The organism is Arthrobacter sp. ZGTC412 (assembly GCF_002929215.1).
Taxonomy (GTDB): Bacteria; Actinomycetota; Actinomycetes; order Actinomycetales; family Micrococcaceae; genus Arthrobacter.
The window spans coordinates 142,567-160,205 of the sequence record NZ_PJII01000004.1; the positions used below are offsets into that span (position 1 = coordinate 142,567).

17 protein-coding genes are annotated in these 17,639 nt (G+C 66.6%); 15 read left to right on the top strand and 2 right to left on the bottom strand.

The features are described 5' to 3' along the window. The first annotated feature begins 186 nt into the window (after window positions 1-186). From CXQ88_RS07410 to CXQ88_RS07425, 4 genes are read left to right on the top strand one after another with little or no spacing between them, the layout of a single operon-like run. Window positions 187-1,299, top strand: a complete 1,113-nt coding sequence (locus CXQ88_RS07410) for a PP2C family protein-serine/threonine phosphatase (protein ID WP_104043521.1) — start codon at window positions 187-189, stop codon at window positions 1,297-1,299. Continuing rightward, the gene (locus CXQ88_RS07415; protein WP_104043522.1) at window positions 1,296-3,275 is read left to right on the top strand and encodes a glycosyltransferase family 2 protein; all 1,980 of its coding nucleotides are present in this window, start codon (window positions 1,296-1,298) and stop codon (window positions 3,273-3,275) included. The genes CXQ88_RS07410 and CXQ88_RS07415 overlap by 4 nt, the downstream gene beginning before the upstream one ends. Then, entirely contained in the window at window positions 3,265-3,597 is a 333-nt protein-coding gene (locus tag CXQ88_RS07420; protein ID WP_104043523.1) for an STAS domain-containing protein, read from the top strand. The genes CXQ88_RS07415 and CXQ88_RS07420 overlap by 11 nt, the downstream gene beginning before the upstream one ends. After that, window positions 3,590-4,012, top strand: coding sequence for an ATP-binding protein (locus tag CXQ88_RS07425; RefSeq protein WP_104043524.1), 423 nt, complete (start codon window positions 3,590-3,592; stop codon window positions 4,010-4,012). Before CXQ88_RS07420 ends, CXQ88_RS07425 begins: the two co-directional genes overlap by 8 nt. A 44-nt stretch (window positions 4,013-4,056) precedes the next feature. On the opposite strand, the gene CXQ88_RS07430 is transcribed toward CXQ88_RS07425, so the two are convergent. Beyond that, a complete protein-coding gene (locus tag CXQ88_RS07430) occupies window positions 4,057-5,283 on the bottom strand; it encodes a GAF domain-containing sensor histidine kinase (protein WP_104043525.1) in 1,227 nt (408 codons plus the stop codon). Window positions 5,284-5,549: 266 nt separating this feature from the next. Here CXQ88_RS07430 and uraD point away from each other — a divergent pair, with 266 nt between their 5' ends. The 10 genes from uraD (at window position 5,550) to CXQ88_RS07480 (ending at window position 16,183) form a co-directional block, all read left to right on the top strand. Further along, window positions 5,550-6,047, top strand: coding sequence for a 2-oxo-4-hydroxy-4-carboxy-5-ureidoimidazoline decarboxylase (uraD, locus tag CXQ88_RS07435; RefSeq protein WP_104043526.1), 498 nt, complete (start codon window positions 5,550-5,552; stop codon window positions 6,045-6,047). After that, window positions 6,044-6,382: a hydroxyisourate hydrolase gene (uraH, locus tag CXQ88_RS07440; RefSeq protein ID WP_104043527.1), complete on the top strand. Its 339-nt coding sequence runs from the start codon at window positions 6,044-6,046 to the stop codon at window positions 6,380-6,382. Before uraD ends, uraH begins: the two co-directional genes overlap by 4 nt. An 89-nt stretch (window positions 6,383-6,471) precedes the next feature. Continuing rightward, window positions 6,472-6,786: a hypothetical protein gene (locus CXQ88_RS07445; protein WP_104043528.1), complete on the top strand. Its 315-nt coding sequence runs from the start codon at window positions 6,472-6,474 to the stop codon at window positions 6,784-6,786. Between the two features lie 59 nt (window positions 6,787-6,845). Beyond that, window positions 6,846-8,516, top strand: a complete 1,671-nt coding sequence (gene purF, locus CXQ88_RS07450; RefSeq protein ID WP_104043529.1) for an amidophosphoribosyltransferase — start codon at window positions 6,846-6,848, stop codon at window positions 8,514-8,516. After that, the gene (purM, locus tag CXQ88_RS07455; RefSeq protein ID WP_104043530.1) at window positions 8,513-9,661 is read left to right on the top strand and encodes a phosphoribosylformylglycinamidine cyclo-ligase; all 1,149 of its coding nucleotides are present in this window, start codon (window positions 8,513-8,515) and stop codon (window positions 9,659-9,661) included. The genes purF and purM overlap by 4 nt, the downstream gene beginning before the upstream one ends. 168 nt (window positions 9,662-9,829) lie before the next feature. Continuing rightward, on the top strand, window positions 9,830-10,639 hold the full coding sequence (locus tag CXQ88_RS07460) for an ATP-binding cassette domain-containing protein (protein WP_104043531.1): 810 nt from the start codon (window positions 9,830-9,832) through the stop codon (window positions 10,637-10,639). Beyond that, the gene (locus CXQ88_RS07465) at window positions 10,636-11,439 is read left to right on the top strand and encodes an ABC transporter ATP-binding protein (protein WP_104043532.1); all 804 of its coding nucleotides are present in this window, start codon (window positions 10,636-10,638) and stop codon (window positions 11,437-11,439) included. The genes CXQ88_RS07460 and CXQ88_RS07465 overlap by 4 nt, the downstream gene beginning before the upstream one ends. Beyond that, window positions 11,436-12,704: an MFS transporter gene (locus CXQ88_RS07470; RefSeq protein ID WP_104043533.1), complete on the top strand. Its 1,269-nt coding sequence runs from the start codon at window positions 11,436-11,438 to the stop codon at window positions 12,702-12,704. Before CXQ88_RS07465 ends, CXQ88_RS07470 begins: the two co-directional genes overlap by 4 nt. Before the next feature lie 111 nt (window positions 12,705-12,815). Next, complete coding sequence (locus CXQ88_RS07475) at window positions 12,816-14,384, top strand: ABC transporter substrate-binding protein (protein ID WP_104043534.1); 1,569 nt, start codon at window positions 12,816-12,818, stop codon at window positions 14,382-14,384. Further along, the gene (locus tag CXQ88_RS07480; protein ID WP_104043535.1) at window positions 14,384-16,183 is read left to right on the top strand and encodes an ABC transporter permease subunit; all 1,800 of its coding nucleotides are present in this window, start codon (window positions 14,384-14,386) and stop codon (window positions 16,181-16,183) included. Before CXQ88_RS07475 ends, CXQ88_RS07480 begins: the two co-directional genes overlap by 1 nt. A 215-nt stretch (window positions 16,184-16,398) precedes the next feature. On the opposite strand, the gene CXQ88_RS07485 is transcribed toward CXQ88_RS07480, so the two are convergent. Then, entirely contained in the window at window positions 16,399-16,632 is a 234-nt protein-coding gene (locus CXQ88_RS07485; RefSeq protein ID WP_009359485.1) for a DUF3073 domain-containing protein, read from the bottom strand. Window positions 16,633-16,905: 273 nt separating this feature from the next. Between CXQ88_RS07485 and CXQ88_RS07490 the strand changes: the two genes are divergently transcribed. Beyond that, window positions 16,906-17,625, top strand: a complete 720-nt coding sequence (locus CXQ88_RS07490; protein ID WP_104043677.1) for a septum formation family protein — start codon at window positions 16,906-16,908, stop codon at window positions 17,623-17,625. Window positions 17,626-17,639: the final 14 nt, after the last annotated feature.

Sequence of the window (17,639 nt, forward strand, 5' to 3'; positions counted from 1 at the left end):
TGTTTCCTGCCTCCGAGTGTCCCGGGACATCCTCAACGTCCGGGCAAGCAGGTCCCAAGATTTGCACAAGATCCCCGGAGGCGCCTGAAGCCGAAGCCACGTTTCGCATCTCCCTTCAACAAGGCGACAAACAGCAACAGGCCCGGCGACATGCCCTGGTGCTGTAAATACGGTAGAAGTAGAGCTATGGTCTCTCCCCCCGAACCCCGCCGTGCCGTTGTCATTGAGGATGACCCGGACATTCGCGGCCTGTTGGTCCGTGTCCTGGTCAAGCAGGGTTTCGACGTCACCGAGGCGGGGGCTGGCCTGTCTGGCGTGGAGGAAGTCCGCCGCCGCAAGCCGGACCTGGTCACCCTGGACCTGAACCTGCCGGACATCGACGGCCTGGAAGTCTGCAAGCAGCTCCGCCAGTTCTCGGACGCCTTCATTGTGATGCTCACAGCCCGTGCCGATGAGCTGGACAAGCTGACCGGCCTGGACAACGGGGCCGACGAGTACATCAGCAAGCCGTTCAGCCCCCGCGAGCTGCAGTCCCGGATCAACGCCCTCTTCCGTCGGCGCCCGTCCGCCGCAGCGGATTCGGCCGCCCGCAGTGACTTGGAACGCGCCACCGAAGTCCAGCAAAGCCTCCTTCCCAAGGAAGACATCCGAGTTGAGGGTTACGACGTCGCCGGCATGTTCCGCCCCTCCCGCAGCGTGGGCGGGGATTTCTACGACTGGTACCAGACCCCGGACGGGCTGCACCTGACCTTCGCCGACGCCATGGGCAAAGGCATGGGCGCCGCGCTTATCGCGGCAACAGTCCGGGCCGTCATGCGCTCCACAGGCCACCGGCAGGACCTGGACGGCGCCTTCGCCTCCGCCAGCAAGGCGATCGCCACGGACCTGGACTCCTCCAACTCCTTTGTCACCCTGTTCCACGCGCGGCTGCACGCAGCCTCCGGGACAGTCAGCTTTGTCGACGCCGGGCACGGGCTTGCGCTGCATGTCCGGTCCGGCGGTGCTGCTGAACGCCTCCCCTCCGCTGGTCCGCCCGTCGGCGCCTGGGCAGGAACTGAGTGGCCGCAGTCCAACCTCGAACTCGCCCCGGGCGATTCCCTGGTGGTGGTCAGCGACGGCGTGCTGGACGTCTTCGAGTCCGTGGAGGACTTCACCGACGCCGTCCGCAGCGCCACCCAAAGCCAAGAGTCGGCCCAGGCAGCAAGCAGCGCCATCCTTGCCTTGGCCCCGGCCGAAACCGCTGAGGATGATGTCACGGTGGTGGTGGTCCGCAGGCTGCCCGAAGAAGCAGCTGGATGAGCCGGTTCCTCACCCGGCTGGTGGTGGTGCTGACCGTCATCACCGGCGTCAACTACATCGCCTGGCGCTGGCTTGCATCGCTGAACTGGGACGCCTGGTGGATCGCCGTGCCCCTGGTGATCGCCGAAACCTACAGCCTCATCGACGTCATGCTGTTCGGCATGACGGTGTGGAAGCTGAAGATCCGCAAAGGCGCCCCGCCGCCACCGCATGATGCCACCGTGGACGTCTTCATCACCACGTACAACGAGGACCTGGACATGGTGATGACTACGGCTCTCGCCGCCCAGAGGATCCGCCACCCGCACAGCACCTGGATCCTCGACGACGGCGCGCGCCCTGAGCTGAAGACCCTCGCCGAGGAGCACGGTCTGGGCTACGTCACCCGCAGCGAGGACTGGACCTCAAACCTGCCCCGGCACGCCAAGGCCGGAAACCTGAACAACGCCCTGATGCAGACGCACGGCGAGTTCCTCCTGATTTTGGACGCGGACCAGATCCCCGAGCCGGACATCCTCGAAAAGACACTCGGTTACTTCAACAACCGCCGGGTGGCGCTGGTCCAGACACCGCAGTACTTCAGCAACGTCCCGGCCGACGATCCCCTCGGCAGCCAGGCGCCCCTCTTCTACGGCCCCATCCAGCAGGGCAAGGACGGCTGGAATGCCGCCTTTTTCTGTGGCTCCAACGCGATCCTGCGCCGCGAAGCCCTGATGCAGCTGGGCTTGGTGGGTTACGTCAAGGAAACCGAGAAAAGCATCCGCCGGGCGCTCGCGGCCTCCCGCTCCGCAATAAAGCAGGCCCGGAAGTCCGCGGACATGGAGACGCCCCTGGTGGCGAAGGTGCTGGACGAGGTTGAGGAGGCCACCCGCGAAGCCCAGCAGGAACTGGACGCCGGCGGGGCCCTGAGTGAAATTACCTACCGGGTACGCCGCCGCGTGGACGCCGCCGTGCAGACCCTCGTGATGGCCGACGTCGAAGCCCTCCAGGCGGACCTCGAGGAAATCGCCGCCATGGAACTGGCCCACGTGGGCGAGGCCGGCGTCCCGGTGGTGGCTGATGACGCTGTGCAGCGCATGTCCGCCCGCGACTGGTCCCCCCTGGGTGCGCTCGAATCCGTGCAGGCCGTCCTGGACGCGCTGTCCGTGGAACGCAATGACGAAGCCCAGCCGGTCATGCCGCTGGCCACCATCTCCGTCACCGAGGACATGGCCACCGCAATGCGGATGCATGCCATGGGCTGGGCGAGCGTCTACCACCACGAAATCCTCGCGTATGGGCTGGCGCCGGAGGACCTCAAGACGATGCTCACGCAGCGCCTCCGTTGGGCCCAGGGCACCATCCAGGTGTTCCTCCGCGAAAACCCGCTGGTGCAGAGGGGCCTCAAGTTGGGCCAGCGGCTGATGTACTTCGCCACCATGTGGACCTACCTCAGCGGCTATGCAGCAGTCGTCTACTTCGCCGCTCCCATCATCTACCTGCTGCTGGGCATCCTGCCGGTCACAAGCCTGAGCTGGGACTTCTTCATCCGGTTCATCCCCTTCATGCTGGTCAACCAGCTGCTGTTCGCCGTCGCCGGCCGGGGCATCCCCACCTGGCGCGGCCAGCAGTACAGCCTGGCGCTGTTCCCCACCTGGATCAAGGCCTGCTCGACGGCGGCTCGGAACGTCTGGTTCGGCCGTCCCCTTGGCTTTGCCGTCACCCCCAAGGCGCGCCAGAGCGGCGGACCCAGCTGGAGCCTGATCCAGCCACAGATCACGGTGTCCGTACTGCTGGCGGTGGCCGCCGTCGTCGGAATTATCCGCCTGGCCAACGGACTGGCCGAACCGCTGGGCACGCTGGTGAACGTCGCCTGGGTCATCTTCGACCTGGTGGTCATGAGCATCCTGGTGCGGGCAGTGCTTTACAAGGGTTATGAACCGGCCGCAGAAGCCGTAGTTCTCATAAACACAGAGAGGAATCCCGATGGAGTTTAGCTATGAGGTCAAGGACTCGTACGCGGAGGTCAAGGCGGACGGCCGGCTGAACATGGTCTCCGCGCCCAAGCTGCGCGAATTCGTCACCGACGTTATCGCCGGCGCGTCCAACCGGATCGTGGTGAACCTGGAGAACACGGCGTTTATGGACTCCTCAGGGTTGGGCGCGCTGATCGGCTGCCTGAAGGCGGCGCGGCAGGCGGGCGGCGACCTGCGGATCGCGGCTGTCCAGCCGCAGGTGAAGATGGTCCTGCAACTGACCAGCATGGACAAGGTCCTCACCGCGTACGGATCGGCGGAAGAGGCGTTCAGCGATGACTAAGGTCCTGGCGTCCCGCAGCTTCCGCGGGCCGGCGTCCGAGGACGCCATCGAGTCCGTCCATAACCACCTCGACAGCCTCTGGCTCGACGTCCCCTTTGTGCAGGACATGGACCAGATGACGTTTACGACGGCGGTCATCGAGTCGGCGTCGAACATCGTCCAGCATGCAGAGCCAGCCGGGCAGGACCCGGTGGACCTCGGCGTGGACATTTCCGTCCAGCCCACGCTGCTGCAGGCCCGGGTGAGCGCCTACCACGCCAAGCCCCCGTTCGGGCCGATGGAACCCGCAACGCCGGACGAGGACGCCGAGTCCGGCCGGGGGCTGGCGCTGATCCAGGCGCTTGTCACCACCGTTACGTTCGAGCGGCAGGACGGGACCAACACCTGGGTGCTGACCCGGACGTCCCAGGGCTGATTCCCGCCGGGCCGGGCAAGCTGAAGCGGGAGGGGCGGGCCGCCCTAGCGTTGCACCGGGAACGTCACCGAAACCGTGGCCCCGCCGCCGGGAGTGTCACTGATGGTGAGCTCTCCGCCGTGCGCCTGCGCGATCCGGCGGCACGTGGCCAGGCCCAGACCAGTCCCGGGACCGTCGCCGGGCCGGTTCAGCCGCACCAAAGGCTCTACGGCTCTGGGGCGGTCTTCCGGGAGGATTCCCTTTCCGTTATCGGCGACGCGCAGGGACATGCCCTTGGGCCCTGCCTCAGCACTGACGGCGACCCGCAGCCCCCGTCCGGGGCTCTGGTAGTTCAGCGAGTTGGCCAGGAGGTTCTGCAGCAGGGTGCGGAGCTGGGCCCGGTCTGCGAAGAGCCGGGCATCTTCGCACAGAATGCCGCTGGCAAGGCCAAGGTCAATGCCCAGGTCCCGGGCCGCTTCCGCAGTTACGGCCAGCAGGGAGAGCCGTTCCGGGTTCAGTTTTCCATCGGCGCGGGAGTAGTCCAGGACGTCGTCGAGCGTAACCAGCATGCGCCGCCCACCGCTGCCGATGTGTTCCAGGTACTCCACAGCCGGATTGTCCGAATGGATGTCCGGATCGTCCTCGGCCAGCTCCACGTACCCCAGGATGGTGGTGAGCGGCGTACGAAGATCGTGGCTGACCCGCCCGGCGAACTCGGCCAGCATGGCGTTGCTGCGCTCCAGCTCGGCCAGGGCATCATTGAGCTGCAGGGTGCGGTGCTGCAGTTCCAGTAGCTCCACCACCTGGCGGGCCAGTACTTCCAGGAGGCTTAGCTGCTCGAGTGTGGGAAGTTCCGGGCTGTTGGAGAAAACACACAGGGATCCCAGGACCAGTCCAGAGGAGGTCTCCAGCGGCACGGAGGCGTAAAAGCGGACGGCGGCTTTCTCCCCGCTAACGAAGGGGTTTGCCGCGAAGCGCGGGTCCTGCGAGGCGTCCCGGACCACGGTTGTCCCACCGGCCAGAAAGACCGTGGCGCACATGGAGTCCTCGCGCGAGCAGATCCGGGGGTCGATTCCTGAGGCCGCGATCTGGAACTGCTGGTCCGAAGTGATGATGTTGACCACGCCGTAGGGCACCCCGCACAAGGACGCGGCCAGCCGCACCAGGTTGTCCAGCGCGCTCCTGGCCTGGGCGTCAGTCAGCACCGGCGTCTCTCCGGCGGTAGTAGGTATCAGCCCGTACTCCCGCAGCCCAAGCTCCCGCGCGGCGTCCTGATCGGTCAGCATTTTCATAGCCGTCCCGTCCGTATTCTTTTATTCTCCCCAGCATTGTCGTTGAGCCTGCGGCTCTCCCGTGATAATACCGGCTGGGCCTGACAGCTGCTGTAGTCTCTTGACACCACCCCCATGCTCTACTTCAATATTACGTATGCTGAAATAACAGTTCCATGATGCGGAAGCCTGAAGCCGGTACTGTCCGGTGCTCGGGCGCCGGGAAGTCCGGCCTCCGCATAGCCGTCGCCATGGATGCCAGCATTTGTCACCGAGGAACCAGCAGCATGAAGCTTGCCGAATTCAACACTGCGGACCCCGCCCGGGCCGCGGACACCCTTCGACCCTGCATTGACGTCAAGCGCTGGGTGGACACGGTCGCCGCAGCCCGGCCCTTCCCGTCCACGGACTCGCTCCTGGCTTTTGCGGCCGAGGCCGCGGACCCCTTCACCCCAGCCGAGGTTGAGTCCGCCATGGCGCACCACCCCCGGATCGGCGAACGTCCGACGGCGGCCACCACCGAGGCGTCCATGTCCCGCTCGGAGCAGGCTGGGGTGGATCCCGCGGACACCGCCCTGGCGGAGGCATTGGCCCAGGGCAACAGGGACTACGAGGAAAAGTTCGGCCGCGTCTTCCTGATCCGCGCCGCCGGCCGCACCGCCTCCGAAATCCTGCAGTCCCTGAAGGAGCGGCTGGAAAACTCCCCCGCCGAAGAAGACACCATCGTGGCCCAGCAGCTGCGCGAGATTGCCGTACTGCGGCTTGAAGGACTGATTACCGAATGAGCGTCTCCCACGTCACTACCCATATCCTCGACACAGGCGCCGGACGCCCGGCGGCGGGGGTCGCCGTCGTGCTTTACAAAAACGACGGCAGCAGCTGGCAGGAACTAGCAGGCTCCACCACGGACGCCGACGGCCGCGCGAAGGATCTGGGCCCGGAGCAACTGGAACCCGGACACTACAAGCTCAACTTCGCGACCGGCAGCTACTACGCCGGCCTGCAGACCGCCACGTTCTTCCCCGAGGTGGACCTGGTGTTCGAAGTCACCGGCCCCGAGCACTACCACGTCCCGCTCCTGCTTAGCCCGTTCGCCTACTCCACGTACCGCGGCAGCTAACCCCCTGGTTGCCCCATCACTTTCGGTCCCCAAACCGGGGTCCCAACAGCCGTAAGTGATAGGGCAACGGGGAAATGTAGGCTTAAGGCATGGCTTCTGAACAACCCCCCGCGGAGCGCCGCGAGATCACCGTCCGCCGCGCGCCAAAGTATGTGCCGTTCCTGATCCTGGGCGCACTGGTGGGTGTGGGGGTGGCCGCCGCGGTGGCGTACGGGCTGCCGGCGAGCGAGAGCTTTGACCCCGGCTCGGTGTTCGGATTCTTCCTGGTGCTGTTCGCCGGCGCCGGCGCGGTTCTGGGTGCCGTACTGGCGCTGATCCTGGACCGCCGCAGCGTCAAGCGGCAGCAGCGGGCGGTGGTGGAGTCCGTGCCCGACTCCGAGCCGGATACAGATTCCCAGCCATAGCCACGGTCACAAACGGGCAGCCGGAAAAGTCTTACCCCATGTCGTGAGATAATCGACCAGTGGCACGCGGCGATGGAAAACTTTCCCATGATCTTCTCCCTGGCGAAAAAGGCCCGCAGGACGCCTGCGGCGTTTTCGGAGTCTGGGCACCAGGTGAAGAAGTAGCAAAACTAACCTATTACGGGCTGTATGCACTGCAGCACCGCGGTCAGGAGTCCGCTGGTATAGCCACCAGCGACGGCAACCGGATCAACGTTTATAAGGACATGGGACTCGTCTCCCAGGTCTTCGACGAGACCACCCTGAACACCCTCACCGGTCACCTGGCAGTGGGCCACTGCCGCTACTCCACCACCGGCGCCAGCCACTGGGCCAACGCCCAGCCCACCCTTGGCGCCACCAGCACCGGAACCGTGGCCCTGGCGCACAACGGCAACCTCACCAACACGGCCGAACTCAACGCCATGATCCAGGAACGCAACGGCGATCAGCTCACCGGCGAGATGAAGCAGGGCAACACCTCGGACACCGCCCTGGTCACGGCACTCCTGGAAGGCGAGCCCGGCAAGACCCTCGAAGAAACCGCCATCGAGCTGCTGCCGAAGATCAAGGGCGGCTTCTGCTTCGTCTTTATGGATGAAGGCACCCTCTACGCCGCCCGCGACACCTACGGCATCCGCCCGCTGGTCCTCGGCCGGCTGGAACGTGGCTGGGTTGTTGCTTCCGAGCAGTCCGCACTCGCCACTGTGGGCGCCAGCTTCATCCGTGAAATCGAGCCCGGCGAGTTCATCGCCATCGACGAGCAAGGCGTTCGCTCCCAGCGCTTTGCGGAGCCGACGCCGGCCGGTTGCGTTTTCGAGTACGTCTACCTTGCCCGTCCGGACGCCGCCATCGCCGGCCGCTCCGTGTACGAGTCTCGCGTGGAGATGGGCCGCCAGTTGGCGCGCGAAAACACGCAGGTTGCGGACATCGTTATTCCGGTTCCCGAGTCCGGCACCCCGGCTGCCGTGGGTTACGCCGAAGAATCCGGCATCCCCTTCGCCCACGGGTTCGTCAAGAACTCCTACGTTGGCCGTACGTTTATCCAGCCCTCGCAGACGCTCCGCCAGCTGGGCATCCGGCTCAAGCTGAACGCCCTGGAGTCCGTGATCCGCGGCAAGCGCGTGGTGGTGGTGGATGACTCGATCGTCCGCGGCAACACGCAGCGCGCCATCGTCCGGATGCTCCGCGAGGCCGGTGCCGCCGCGGTCCACGTCAAGATTTCCTCCCCGCCCGTGCAGTGGCCCTGCTTTTACGGCATCGACTTCGCCTCCCGCGCCGAGCTGATCGCCAACGGCGCCACCATCGAGGAGATCTCGCAGGCCATCGGCGCCGACTCCCTGGCCTACATTTCCGAGGACGGCATGATCGGGGCAACCCGGCAGCCGCGGGAACGTTTGTGCACCGCGTGCTTCACCGGCAAGTACCCCATCGAGCTTCCCGGCTCGGACAAACTGGGTAAAAACCTGCTGGAACGTACGGACCTCGGCGGCCTGAAGCCCTCGCCGTCCGCCCTCCCGGGTGTCACCGCGGCCCTTGCCGTGGATCCCCAGGTGGACCCCGCGGAGAAGTCCGGCGCCACTGGCTGCGATCCCGGACCGGACTCCGAGTTTGAGAACCTGCTGACCGAAGCCGACCTCGTGCCAGACGTACACGCCGCCGCCGGCGCTGACAAGAAAGAGTCCGTATGACTTCCGCTGCCCCCGCCTCCGGCAACACCTCCGGCATCACCTACGCCTCCGCAGGCGTCGATGTTGAAGCCGGCGACCGCGCCGTCGAGCTTATGAAGGGTGCCGTCAAGGCCACCCACAATTCCTCGGTAATCGGCGGAGTGGGCGGCTTCGCTGGCCTCTACGACGTCTCCAGGCTCCTGACCTACAAGAAGCCCCTGCTGGCAACGTCCACCGACGGCGTAGGCACCAAGGTCGCCATCGCCCAGGCCATGGACATCCACGACACCATAGGTTTCGACCTGGTAGGCATGGTGGTGGACGACATCGTGGTGGTGGGCGCAGAGCCGCTGTACATGACGGACTACATCGCCTGCGGCAAGGTGGTTCCCGAGCGCATCGCCGACATTGTCCGCGGCATCGCAGCAGCCTGCTCCGTAGCCGGTACGGCGCTGGTCGGTGGCGAAACGGCCGAGCACCCCGGCCTGCTGGGCGAGCACGAGTACGACGTCGCGGGCGCAGCCACCGGCGTTGTCGAGGCTGACCAGCTCCTGGGACCGGACCGGGTCCGCGCCGGCGACGTGGTGATTGGCATGGCCTCCTCCGGCCTGCACTCCAACGGTTACTCCCTGGTGCGCCGTGTCATCAACCACGCAGGCTGGGCGCTTGACCGCCAGGTCTCCGAACTCGGCCGCACCCTGGGCGAGGAACTCCTCGAGCCCACCCGCGTGTACGCGGCGGACTGCCTGGACCTCGCGCGCACCTTTCCCGTCACCGGCGCTTCGGCAGTGCACGGCTTCAGCCACGTGACCGGCGGCGGCCTGGCCGCCAACCTGGCCCGCGTACTCCCCCGGGGCCTTGTGGCCACGGTGGACCGCTCCACCTGGGAACTGCCAGCCATCTTCAAGCTGGTGTCCGAACTGGGCAACGTTCCGCTGGCAGACCTCGAGCGCACCCTGAACCTGGGCGTCGGCATGGTGGCCATCGTTTCAGCCGACGCCGCTGATGCTGCAGTCTCCCGCCTGAACGACCGCGGCCTGCCGTCCTGGGTCATGGGCACCGTCACCGAGGATTCCGAGTCGATCCTCAAGTCCGGTCCGGACTACGTGCAGGGCGCCAAGGGTGTGGACGGCGGCGCAGTCCGCCTGGTCAACGCTTACGCCTAGTCATAAATCGAGTGCTCCGTAGCTGCCCTTTTGAAGCTTCATAAGGGCAGTTACGGAGCACTCGATTTGTTTGAAGGGGCACAACGAGGACATCGTGTTGCTTAAATGCGAATGATTATTGTTAGTATGAGGACCGATCCGAAAGTCCTGCCACGAAACGATGTCCCCATGCCTGCACCCGCCCTCTCCGTGAAAAACTTCGCGCTTACTCACGCGGGCCGACCGCTGGTGCACCCCCTGACCTTCTCCATCCAGGCCGGCGAGGGCGTCGCGCTGCTGGGCGCCTCGGGGTCGGGCAAGTCGCTGACCGCGTCGGCCCTGACGGGAACCCTTCCGGACGGGATCACCGCCAGCGGCGAGGTTTCCTTCTGCGGCGAGTCTGCCGCGCCAGGCAGAACGGCTGCAGGCACAGGCAACGCGGCACTCATCCGCCAGGACCCCCAAACCTCCCTCAACCCGCTGGTTCCCGTGGGCAAACAACTCCTCATTCCGTTGCGCAGGTCCGGCCTCAACCGGGCCGACGCGCGGATCCAAGCAGCCCGGTTCCTGGTGCAGGCCGGAATTGCGGACCCCACAGCGATCCTGTTCCGCTACACCGGAGAACTCTCCGGCGGGCAGTTGCAGAGAGTCTGCATCGCCCTGGCCCTGGCCTGCGGCAGCCGTACCCTCGTGGCAGACGAGCCCACTACAGCCCTGGACGCCGTTACCCAGGCCAAGGTCCTTGCGACCCTCCGCACGTGGGGAGCCGAAGGCCGCAGCCTCCTCTTTATCACCCATGACCTTCCGGCCGCCGCGTCTCTGTGCAGCCGCGCCTTGGTGATGGAGGGCGGCCGGATCGTCGAAGAGGCACCGATGGCCGAACTGTTGCGAAACCCGCGCCACCCCTACACGCGGCGGTTAGTGGAAGCAGCCACGGGGGCCCCGATGCTTGCGGCCCGGGCACTGCTCGCCACTGCAGACACAGCGGCGGCAGCATGACGGCCGCCCTTACCGCGCACGGAATCTCCTTCGCCCACCCCTCCCGCGGCTTCCGCCACAGGCAACCCACGGAAACGCTGGCAAACGTCAGCCTGAGCCTGACTCCCGGAACCAGCACGGCGCTTGTGGGGAGTTCCGGCTCCGGCAAGTCCACCCTGGTGCGGATTCTCCTGGCCCTGGCAAACCCCTCTGCCGGCACCGTGATGCTCGACGGCCGGACGGTTAGTCCCGGACCCGCCCGGGCTCTTCGCTGGTACCGCCGCGCGGTGCAGTACATCCCGCAGAACCCGGCCGGAAGCCTCGACCCCCGGATGACCGTTTCGCAACTGCTGATGGAACCGCTCCGGCAGCTCCGGGTGGAGGGAAACCACCGGTCGCTGATCGGCGAGGCGCTGGATCGCGTCGAAGTGCCGGCCACCCTGATGGGGCGCCGCCCGGGAGAGCTGTCCGGCGGCCAGAACCAGCGTGTGGCGATCGCCCGCGCGCTGGTTGTCTCGCCGTCGTACCTGCTGGCCGACGAGCCCGTCAGCGGCCTGGACCTCCCCCTGCGGGATACCGTCCTTTCGTTGCTGGACGGCCTGGTGCGGGAGGAAGGCCTGGGAATGCTCCTGGTAACCCACGATCTCGCAACAGCCGCCCGGATCTGCGGCACCACCGCCGTCCTGGCAAAAGGCAGCATTGTGGAACATGGGCCAACGGACCAGGTGCTGGAGAACCCCGCCAGCCCGGCCGCCGTCGAACTAGTGAAGGCGTCGGCAGGTTTGCAGCTCCAAGGCACTGTCCCGGCGGTTGCCCTGTGACTGCAGTCAGCGCCATAGACCTGGCAGCAACAAAGCCCCGCCCGGCCCCTGGCCTCCTTCTCGCCAGCCAGCTCGTCTTCAACATTGGCTTCTATGCCGTGGTCCCGTTCCTCGCGCTGGTGATGACCCAGGACTTCGGCATGACGGCCACCGCCGTGGGTGTGGTCCTGGGCGCCCGCGTCTTCAGCCAGCAGGGGCTCTTCCTGGTGGGCGGCATGATCACCGACCGCCTTGGGCCACGGCGGGCCATGCTGGCGGGCTGCCTGGTCCGCATTTCCGGTTACCTCACCCTGGCCATGGCCGGCAGCTTTCCGCTGTTCCTCCTGGGCGCCGTGCTTACCGGGATGGGTGGCGCGCTGTTCTCCCCTGCCCTGGAAACGTTGGTTGGCAAGGCGGAGGAACGACGGCGGGACACCAGTGGGAAGGCACCTGCACTTTTTGCGCTTCTCGCCATCTGCGGAGAGATCGGGGCCGTAGCCGGGCCGCTGGTGGGCGCCCTGCTGCTGGGGCTTTCCTTCAGCTGGGCCGCGCTGGCCGGGGCGGCGGTCTTTGCCGTGATGACAGGGGTGCTGTGGCGCAGCGTGCCCGCCGCAGCCGCAAACGGCGAGGCGGACAAGCACTCCCCATCCGTGCCGCCCTCCTCCGTCACGCGCGGTGACGGGGTCGCGGCGATGCTCCGGGACAAGCGCTTTGTAGCCTTCGCCGCCCTCTACAGCGTGAACCTGCTGGCCTACAACCAGCTCTACTTCGGACTTCCCATCGAACTGACCAGAAGCGGCGCTGGACCGGAGGCACTGGCCGGTTTGTTCGCCGCCGCCTCCATCCTCACCGTTGCGCTGCAATGGCCAATCTCCCGGGTGACAACCAGGATGGGCGCTGGACTGGCCCTGACGGCGGGCTTCCTCCTGAAAGGCCTGGCCTTCGCCACCATGGCCATGCTCGCCCAGCTTCCGGCCACCGGCACACTGCAGCTCCTGCCGCCGCTGCTGCTTGTGGTGGGGCTCTGCCTCGGGCACATGTGCATCGGGCCGGTGGCCATGCCGCTGGTCCTGGACTTTGCCCGTGGTCGCCGGACAGGCATTTACTACGGATTTCTAGCAAGCATGGGCGGCTGTGCGGTGCTGCTGGGCAACTTTGCCCTGGGACCGCTGTACTCAGGCGCCTCCCAACCGGGACCTGATGCCGTCTGGCCCTGGGCGGTGATGGCGGCACTTATGGTGATTCCCGCCGTCGGACTTTCAAGGCTCCTGCCAGCCAAGCGCTAAGCCCTCACACGCAATACCTAAAACGCTCAACCCCGGAACCACCCAACGCGCCCACCTTGGGCCATCTTTCCGCACCCTCGATACCCGAAACAGGTCATAAACGTGCCCAAAATGCGACTCAAAACAGGTGTAACCGCCCTTTCGACCCTGCTGCTTGCCGCCGGTCTGACCGGATGTTTTGCCGGTGCCGAGCAGACAGGGGATAGCGGGGACGCCGCCAGCCGGATCAAGGTGGCCATGCTCCAACCGCCGCGGTCCGGGTTGTCGCCCCTCAGCGACGACGCCTTCAAACTGTCCCGCTGGAAGACTGCCGAAACCCTGGTGGTGCTGGACGAGCTCGGTGAAGCCGAACCGGCTCTGGCCACTAAGTGGCAGCAGATCGACGGGACCTCGTGGCGCTTCACCCTGCGGGACAGCGTGGAGTTTCATGATGGAACGGCCATGACGTCGACGGAGGTTGTTGCCTCGCTGACCGTCGCGGCGCAGGCCAGTCCCAAGCCGAGGATCCTCGACGGCGTGGAGCTCACCGCCCAGCCAGATGGGCCCGGCGCCGTGATCATCAGGACGGCGACGCCCGATCCGCTCCTGCCCCAGCGGCTGTCCAGTCCCCAGCTGGCCATCCTCGCGGCCTCGGCCTATAAGGAGCCCGGTGTGGTTGACCCCGTGGATGCCGGAACCGGGCCGTACCGGCTGGTTTCGGTGGACGGTACCACCTCCGCCCGGCTGGACCGTTTCGACGGGTACTGGGGCGAAAAAGCGGAAGCCGACGGCGTGGACGTCCAGTTTGTTCCGGACGGAACCGCACGCGCTGCGGCGCTGCGGACCGGGAACGCGGACATCGTGGAAGCCATCCCCGTGGGCCAGGTGGCGCAGATCGACCCGGCCTTGGTGCATGAAGTGCCGATGCCGCGGACCAACACGCTGTACCTCAACACGTCGGCGGGTCCGTTTGCTGACCCCAGCGTCCGCGCCGCAGCCCGCGAAGCGATCGATGCCGGCACCATTGTGGACCGGGTTTATGAAGGGCGCGGGGACAAGGCAGCCGGGCTGCTTGGCCCGGCGCTTCCCTGGGCAGCAGCCGAGCGGGGAAACGAAGACTACGCCGCGGCGCTGGCCACAAGGGTTGCCGCAACCGCCGTCAAGGGAACGCCCATCCGGCTTGGAACCTTCACGGACCGCGCCGAACTGCCGGAGGTGGCGGTCCAGCTCGAGCAGCAGCTGGAAGCCGCTGGCTTCACCGTTGAGCAGGACGTCCGCGAGTACCAGCACATCGAAGCGGACGCTTTGGCCGGCAAATTTGATGCGTTCATCCTCTCGCGTGCCACGGTGCTGGATTCCGGCGATCCCGTGGCATACCTCTACAGCGACTTCTCCTGCGCCGGCTCCTTCAATATCTCCCAGTTCTGCGACCCAGTAGTGGACGCCGCCCTGGCCAAAGCGGCCGGCATCCCTGCCGGCCCGGAACGGCGTGCTGCGATCTCGGCCGCCGAAAGCCTCATCCTCGCCCGGGACGCCGCCATCCCGCTGCTCCACGAACGCGTCATCCAGGGCGAGTCCGCCCGAGTCCGGCACGTGGAGCGGGATCCGCGCGAGCGGGCACTGATCACGGGCAAGACGGGGATCACCGGCAGTAGCGGGAACACCAGCGGCGGGTCTACCAGCACAGGCGCGGCAGGCTAATGCCCACTCCGGCCTTCCTGAAAGTAGCCGCCTCGCGGATCGCAGCCCTCCTCGGACTCGTGGTGCTGATCGGCATAATGCCGTGGCTTTCAGGCCGAGGCGCCGAGTACACCATCCTCCGCGCCAGATACTCGGACCGCGAGCCCACGCCCGAAACACTGGCCGCCATCCGCGCAGAGCTCGGCCTGGAACACGGTCCGCTGGCAATGCTCGGATCCTGGCTCCAACGGGTCGTCACGGGAGACCTCGGCACGTCCTGGATCAGCAATACTCCGGTGGCGCCCGGTGTCGTGGCCGCCCTAAGTGTCTCGGTGACCCTGATGGGCTTTGCCCTCGCCGCCGCGTCCATCATCGCCCTGCTGATCGGCGTGCCCGCGGTGGTGGACGGGCTCCGGCAGCGGCGGGGGCCGGCGTCCGGGGCCCTGTCCGCTGCACTCACCTCCCTGCCGGAGTTCCTGCTGGCCGCCATGCTGCTGGTGGTGGGCGCCATCTGGCTCCGGTGGTTTCCGCCCTTCGGCTGGAAGGGTCCGGAGTACTCCGTCCTGCCGGCCCTCGCCCTCGGCATCCCGGCAGGCGGCCTGATGGGCCTGCTCCTGTCCGACGCCGTCCGTGCCGGGTTCGGAGAGAAGTGGGTGGCAACCTGGCGCCTGGCCGGTGCGCAACCCGGGCAGCTGACGCGAGCGGTGCTGCGGCGAGCGCTGCCGTCAGTGCTCCCGCAGATCGGGCTGGTCCTCATCGGACTGACCGGCGGAGCTGTCGCCGTTGAAAAGGTGTACGCCATTCCAGGGCTCGGCCGGGCGCTCCTCGGCGCCGCCAGCGCCCAGGACATTCCCGCGCTCCAGGCCGGCATGCTGGCACTTCTGGCGCTGGCACTGCTGGTGGGAACGCTGACGACGGCGGTGCGTTACGTCCTGATCGGGCCAGCGATCCGCTTCGGCACACTTCCGCTGCCGGACCCATTGCAGTCGGGGAGCCGCCGCAGGCTGGCGGTACCGGCGGTTGCGTCGGCCAGCTTGCTGCTCATGGTTATGGCCGGACTGGTGCGTGACCCCTTCACCTCCGCACACGCCAGGCTCGCGCTGCCCACCTGGGCGTTGCCGTTCGGTGCCGACGCCAGCGGCCGCGACCTCCTGGCGCGCGTGGGTCACGGGGCCGTCGGGACGCTGGGAACTGCGCTGGTAGTGGTGCTGGTCTGCCTGGCCGTGGGAATCGCCGTCGGCCTGTTCCCCTTGGCTGCCACGGGTCCTCTCGAGGTGGCCAACGCAGCGCCGCCCATCCTGGCAGGACTGGTGGTCGCAGCCATCACGGGGCCCTCAGCGCAAGGTGCTGCACTGGCTGTTGCTGCCGTGGGTTGGGCGCCGCTGGCGGCGCACACCGCCGCATTGGCCCAGGAGGCGCGGGCACAGTCCTACGTGCAGATCCTCCCGGTGCTGGGGGTGGGCAGGGCCCGCATCATGCTCCGCTACATCCTGCCGGCAGTGGTGCGGCCGCTCCTGCGCCACGCAATGCTCCGGCTGCCGGGAGTAGCCCTTGCCCTCGCAGCACTCGGGTTCCTGGGGCTGGGGCCACAACAGCCGTCGCCCGAGTGGGGACTCATCCTTGCCGAGGGCATCGGTTATGTGGAACGCGCACCGTGGACTGTGCTGGCCCCGGCCTCCGCGCTGGTTCTGGCGTCGGTGTTGGCTGTGAGCCTTGCGGGCGCCGGCGGCACTGCAGTCCCGGCGTCACCGCCGCAAAATACAGGAAAACTGCCAACAACTCCGGCCGGGACCGGCCGTCAACGGGCGGCAGTTCGCTAGTCTCGGAAGACAACAAGAAGCCCGCTCCCGGCACCGGTCAACGGTGCAGGGGGCGGGCTTCATAAACTGAAGTCAGCACCCACGATCGGCCCGGATCAGGGGTGCTAATAGAAGCGCTGCACTGGTCAAACCTAAAAACCAGGATCCAGGTGGTGGATCCATGAGTGCGACGGCGTCACAGGGCTGTCCGGTTACGCAACAGCACCTTGCGACAACTAGCCGATCCGACGGGTGTCTACCTCGTCGTCGTCTTCTTCCAAATCATCCGCGTACTTATCCACATAAGCCGAATAGTCCGGTTCAACCGGCTCATTCGCGTAATGGCTCGTGGCACGACTGCTCGGGCCCGTCAGCTCACGCTGAAGTGCCGAATAGTCAGTATTCGGGGAGTAGTACTTAATATCCCGAGCCTGCTTGGTAGCTTTTGCCTTTTGACGGCCGCGCCCCATGGCGTGACCCCCTTTTGTACTTGGACCGGAGGTGGTCACCTTTGGCTATGGTGAGGCCCCGGAATGTTTGGTCAATTTGTCGTACACCTAGATTACATGCTTTCGACTGCCCCCGCTCGCCAGCCGCTGCACGCGCCGGTCACATGCAGTACCATTCCTGCCTCCCCAGGGCCGGAATCCGGCTTTTTTCTTCGGTAGAGTCACTTAAGCAACTACTGATACTGGCCGGGAATCCGGCTGCCCGTGCGGACAAAACGCAGGAGGATGCACCCCGTGAACCACCAGGACGTTCCGCCCAAACCCGCCTCTCCGCCCACCGCTGGCCTGCCCACGGTGCCCGCGGCCGAGTACGGAGTCCCGGCAGCCGAGCCCCCGGCTCGCAGTAAGGGACAATCGCGGGACCAGGGCGAGGCGTGGGACCAGGACCGGTCGGTCCTCGCCGAAGGGCCCGAAGCCGGCCGTGGCAGCGTCAACCAGCGCACGCTGTGGAAGGCGTTCTTCGTCGTCGTCCTCCTGGCGGTCATCGGGTCGCTGGTGTGGCTTGCCCTGTGGCTGAACGACAACGGGAACCAGGAAGCGTCCGCAGGCGCCGTTCCCGGCGTGCTGGAAACCACCGTTACGCCACCGGCGACCCGGCTGCCCCTGCCCCGCCAAGCGGAGCCTGCCGCCTACGCCCTGGGCGACTGCTTCAAGGACTTCAGCCCGGAGGCGCTGAAGTCCACCGTTGTGCCGTGCGACACCGGCCATTCCGCGCAGTTGGTTGCCCTGTTCCACTACCCGGAAGGCGAGTCCTACCCGGGCGCCGAGGCCCTGAAGGCCAAGGCCCTGGAAGCCTGCAAGGCGGCAAAACTGGGCCCGGCAGCGAACGAGTACACCCTGAACTTCGAGCGCAGTTTCCCCAGCTCCACGAGCTGGGGCTCCGGGGACCGCAGGCTGGACTGCTACGTAACCTCCCCGGGCGGCAACAACATTAACGCGAGCGTGCTGCCCTAGCGCTTGGGGCACCG

What these genes read in the sequence shown, in the direction of transcription:
- uraH (WP_104043527.1), top strand. Translation starts at nt 6,044, where the DNA reads ATGAGCGTCTCCCACGTCACTACCCATATCCTCGACACAGGCGCCGGA.
- CXQ88_RS07465 (WP_104043532.1), top strand. Translation starts at nt 10,636, where the DNA reads ATGACGGCCGCCCTTACCGCGCACGGAATCTCCTTCGCCCACCCCTCC.
- purM (WP_104043530.1), top strand. Translation starts at nt 8,513, where the DNA reads ATGACTTCCGCTGCCCCCGCCTCCGGCAACACCTCCGGCATCACCTAC.
- uraD (WP_104043526.1), top strand. Translation starts at nt 5,550, where the DNA reads ATGAAGCTTGCCGAATTCAACACTGCGGACCCCGCCCGGGCCGCGGAC.
- CXQ88_RS07485 (WP_009359485.1), bottom strand. Translation starts at nt 16,632, where the DNA reads ATGGGGCGCGGCCGTCAAAAGGCAAAAGCTACCAAGCAGGCTCGGGAT.
- CXQ88_RS07445 (WP_104043528.1), top strand. Translation starts at nt 6,472, where the DNA reads ATGGCTTCTGAACAACCCCCCGCGGAGCGCCGCGAGATCACCGTCCGC.
- CXQ88_RS07480 (WP_104043535.1), top strand. Translation starts at nt 14,384, where the DNA reads ATGCCCACTCCGGCCTTCCTGAAAGTAGCCGCCTCGCGGATCGCAGCC.
- CXQ88_RS07410 (WP_104043521.1), top strand. Translation starts at nt 187, where the DNA reads ATGGTCTCTCCCCCCGAACCCCGCCGTGCCGTTGTCATTGAGGATGAC.
- CXQ88_RS07460 (WP_104043531.1), top strand. Translation starts at nt 9,830, where the DNA reads ATGCCTGCACCCGCCCTCTCCGTGAAAAACTTCGCGCTTACTCACGCG.
- CXQ88_RS07420 (WP_104043523.1), top strand. Translation starts at nt 3,265, where the DNA reads ATGGAGTTTAGCTATGAGGTCAAGGACTCGTACGCGGAGGTCAAGGCG.
- CXQ88_RS07425 (WP_104043524.1), top strand. Translation starts at nt 3,590, where the DNA reads ATGACTAAGGTCCTGGCGTCCCGCAGCTTCCGCGGGCCGGCGTCCGAG.
- CXQ88_RS07475 (WP_104043534.1), top strand. Translation starts at nt 12,816, where the DNA reads ATGCGACTCAAAACAGGTGTAACCGCCCTTTCGACCCTGCTGCTTGCC.
- CXQ88_RS07415 (WP_104043522.1), top strand. Translation starts at nt 1,296, where the DNA reads ATGAGCCGGTTCCTCACCCGGCTGGTGGTGGTGCTGACCGTCATCACC.
- CXQ88_RS07430 (WP_104043525.1), bottom strand. Translation starts at nt 5,283, where the DNA reads ATGAAAATGCTGACCGATCAGGACGCCGCGCGGGAGCTTGGGCTGCGG.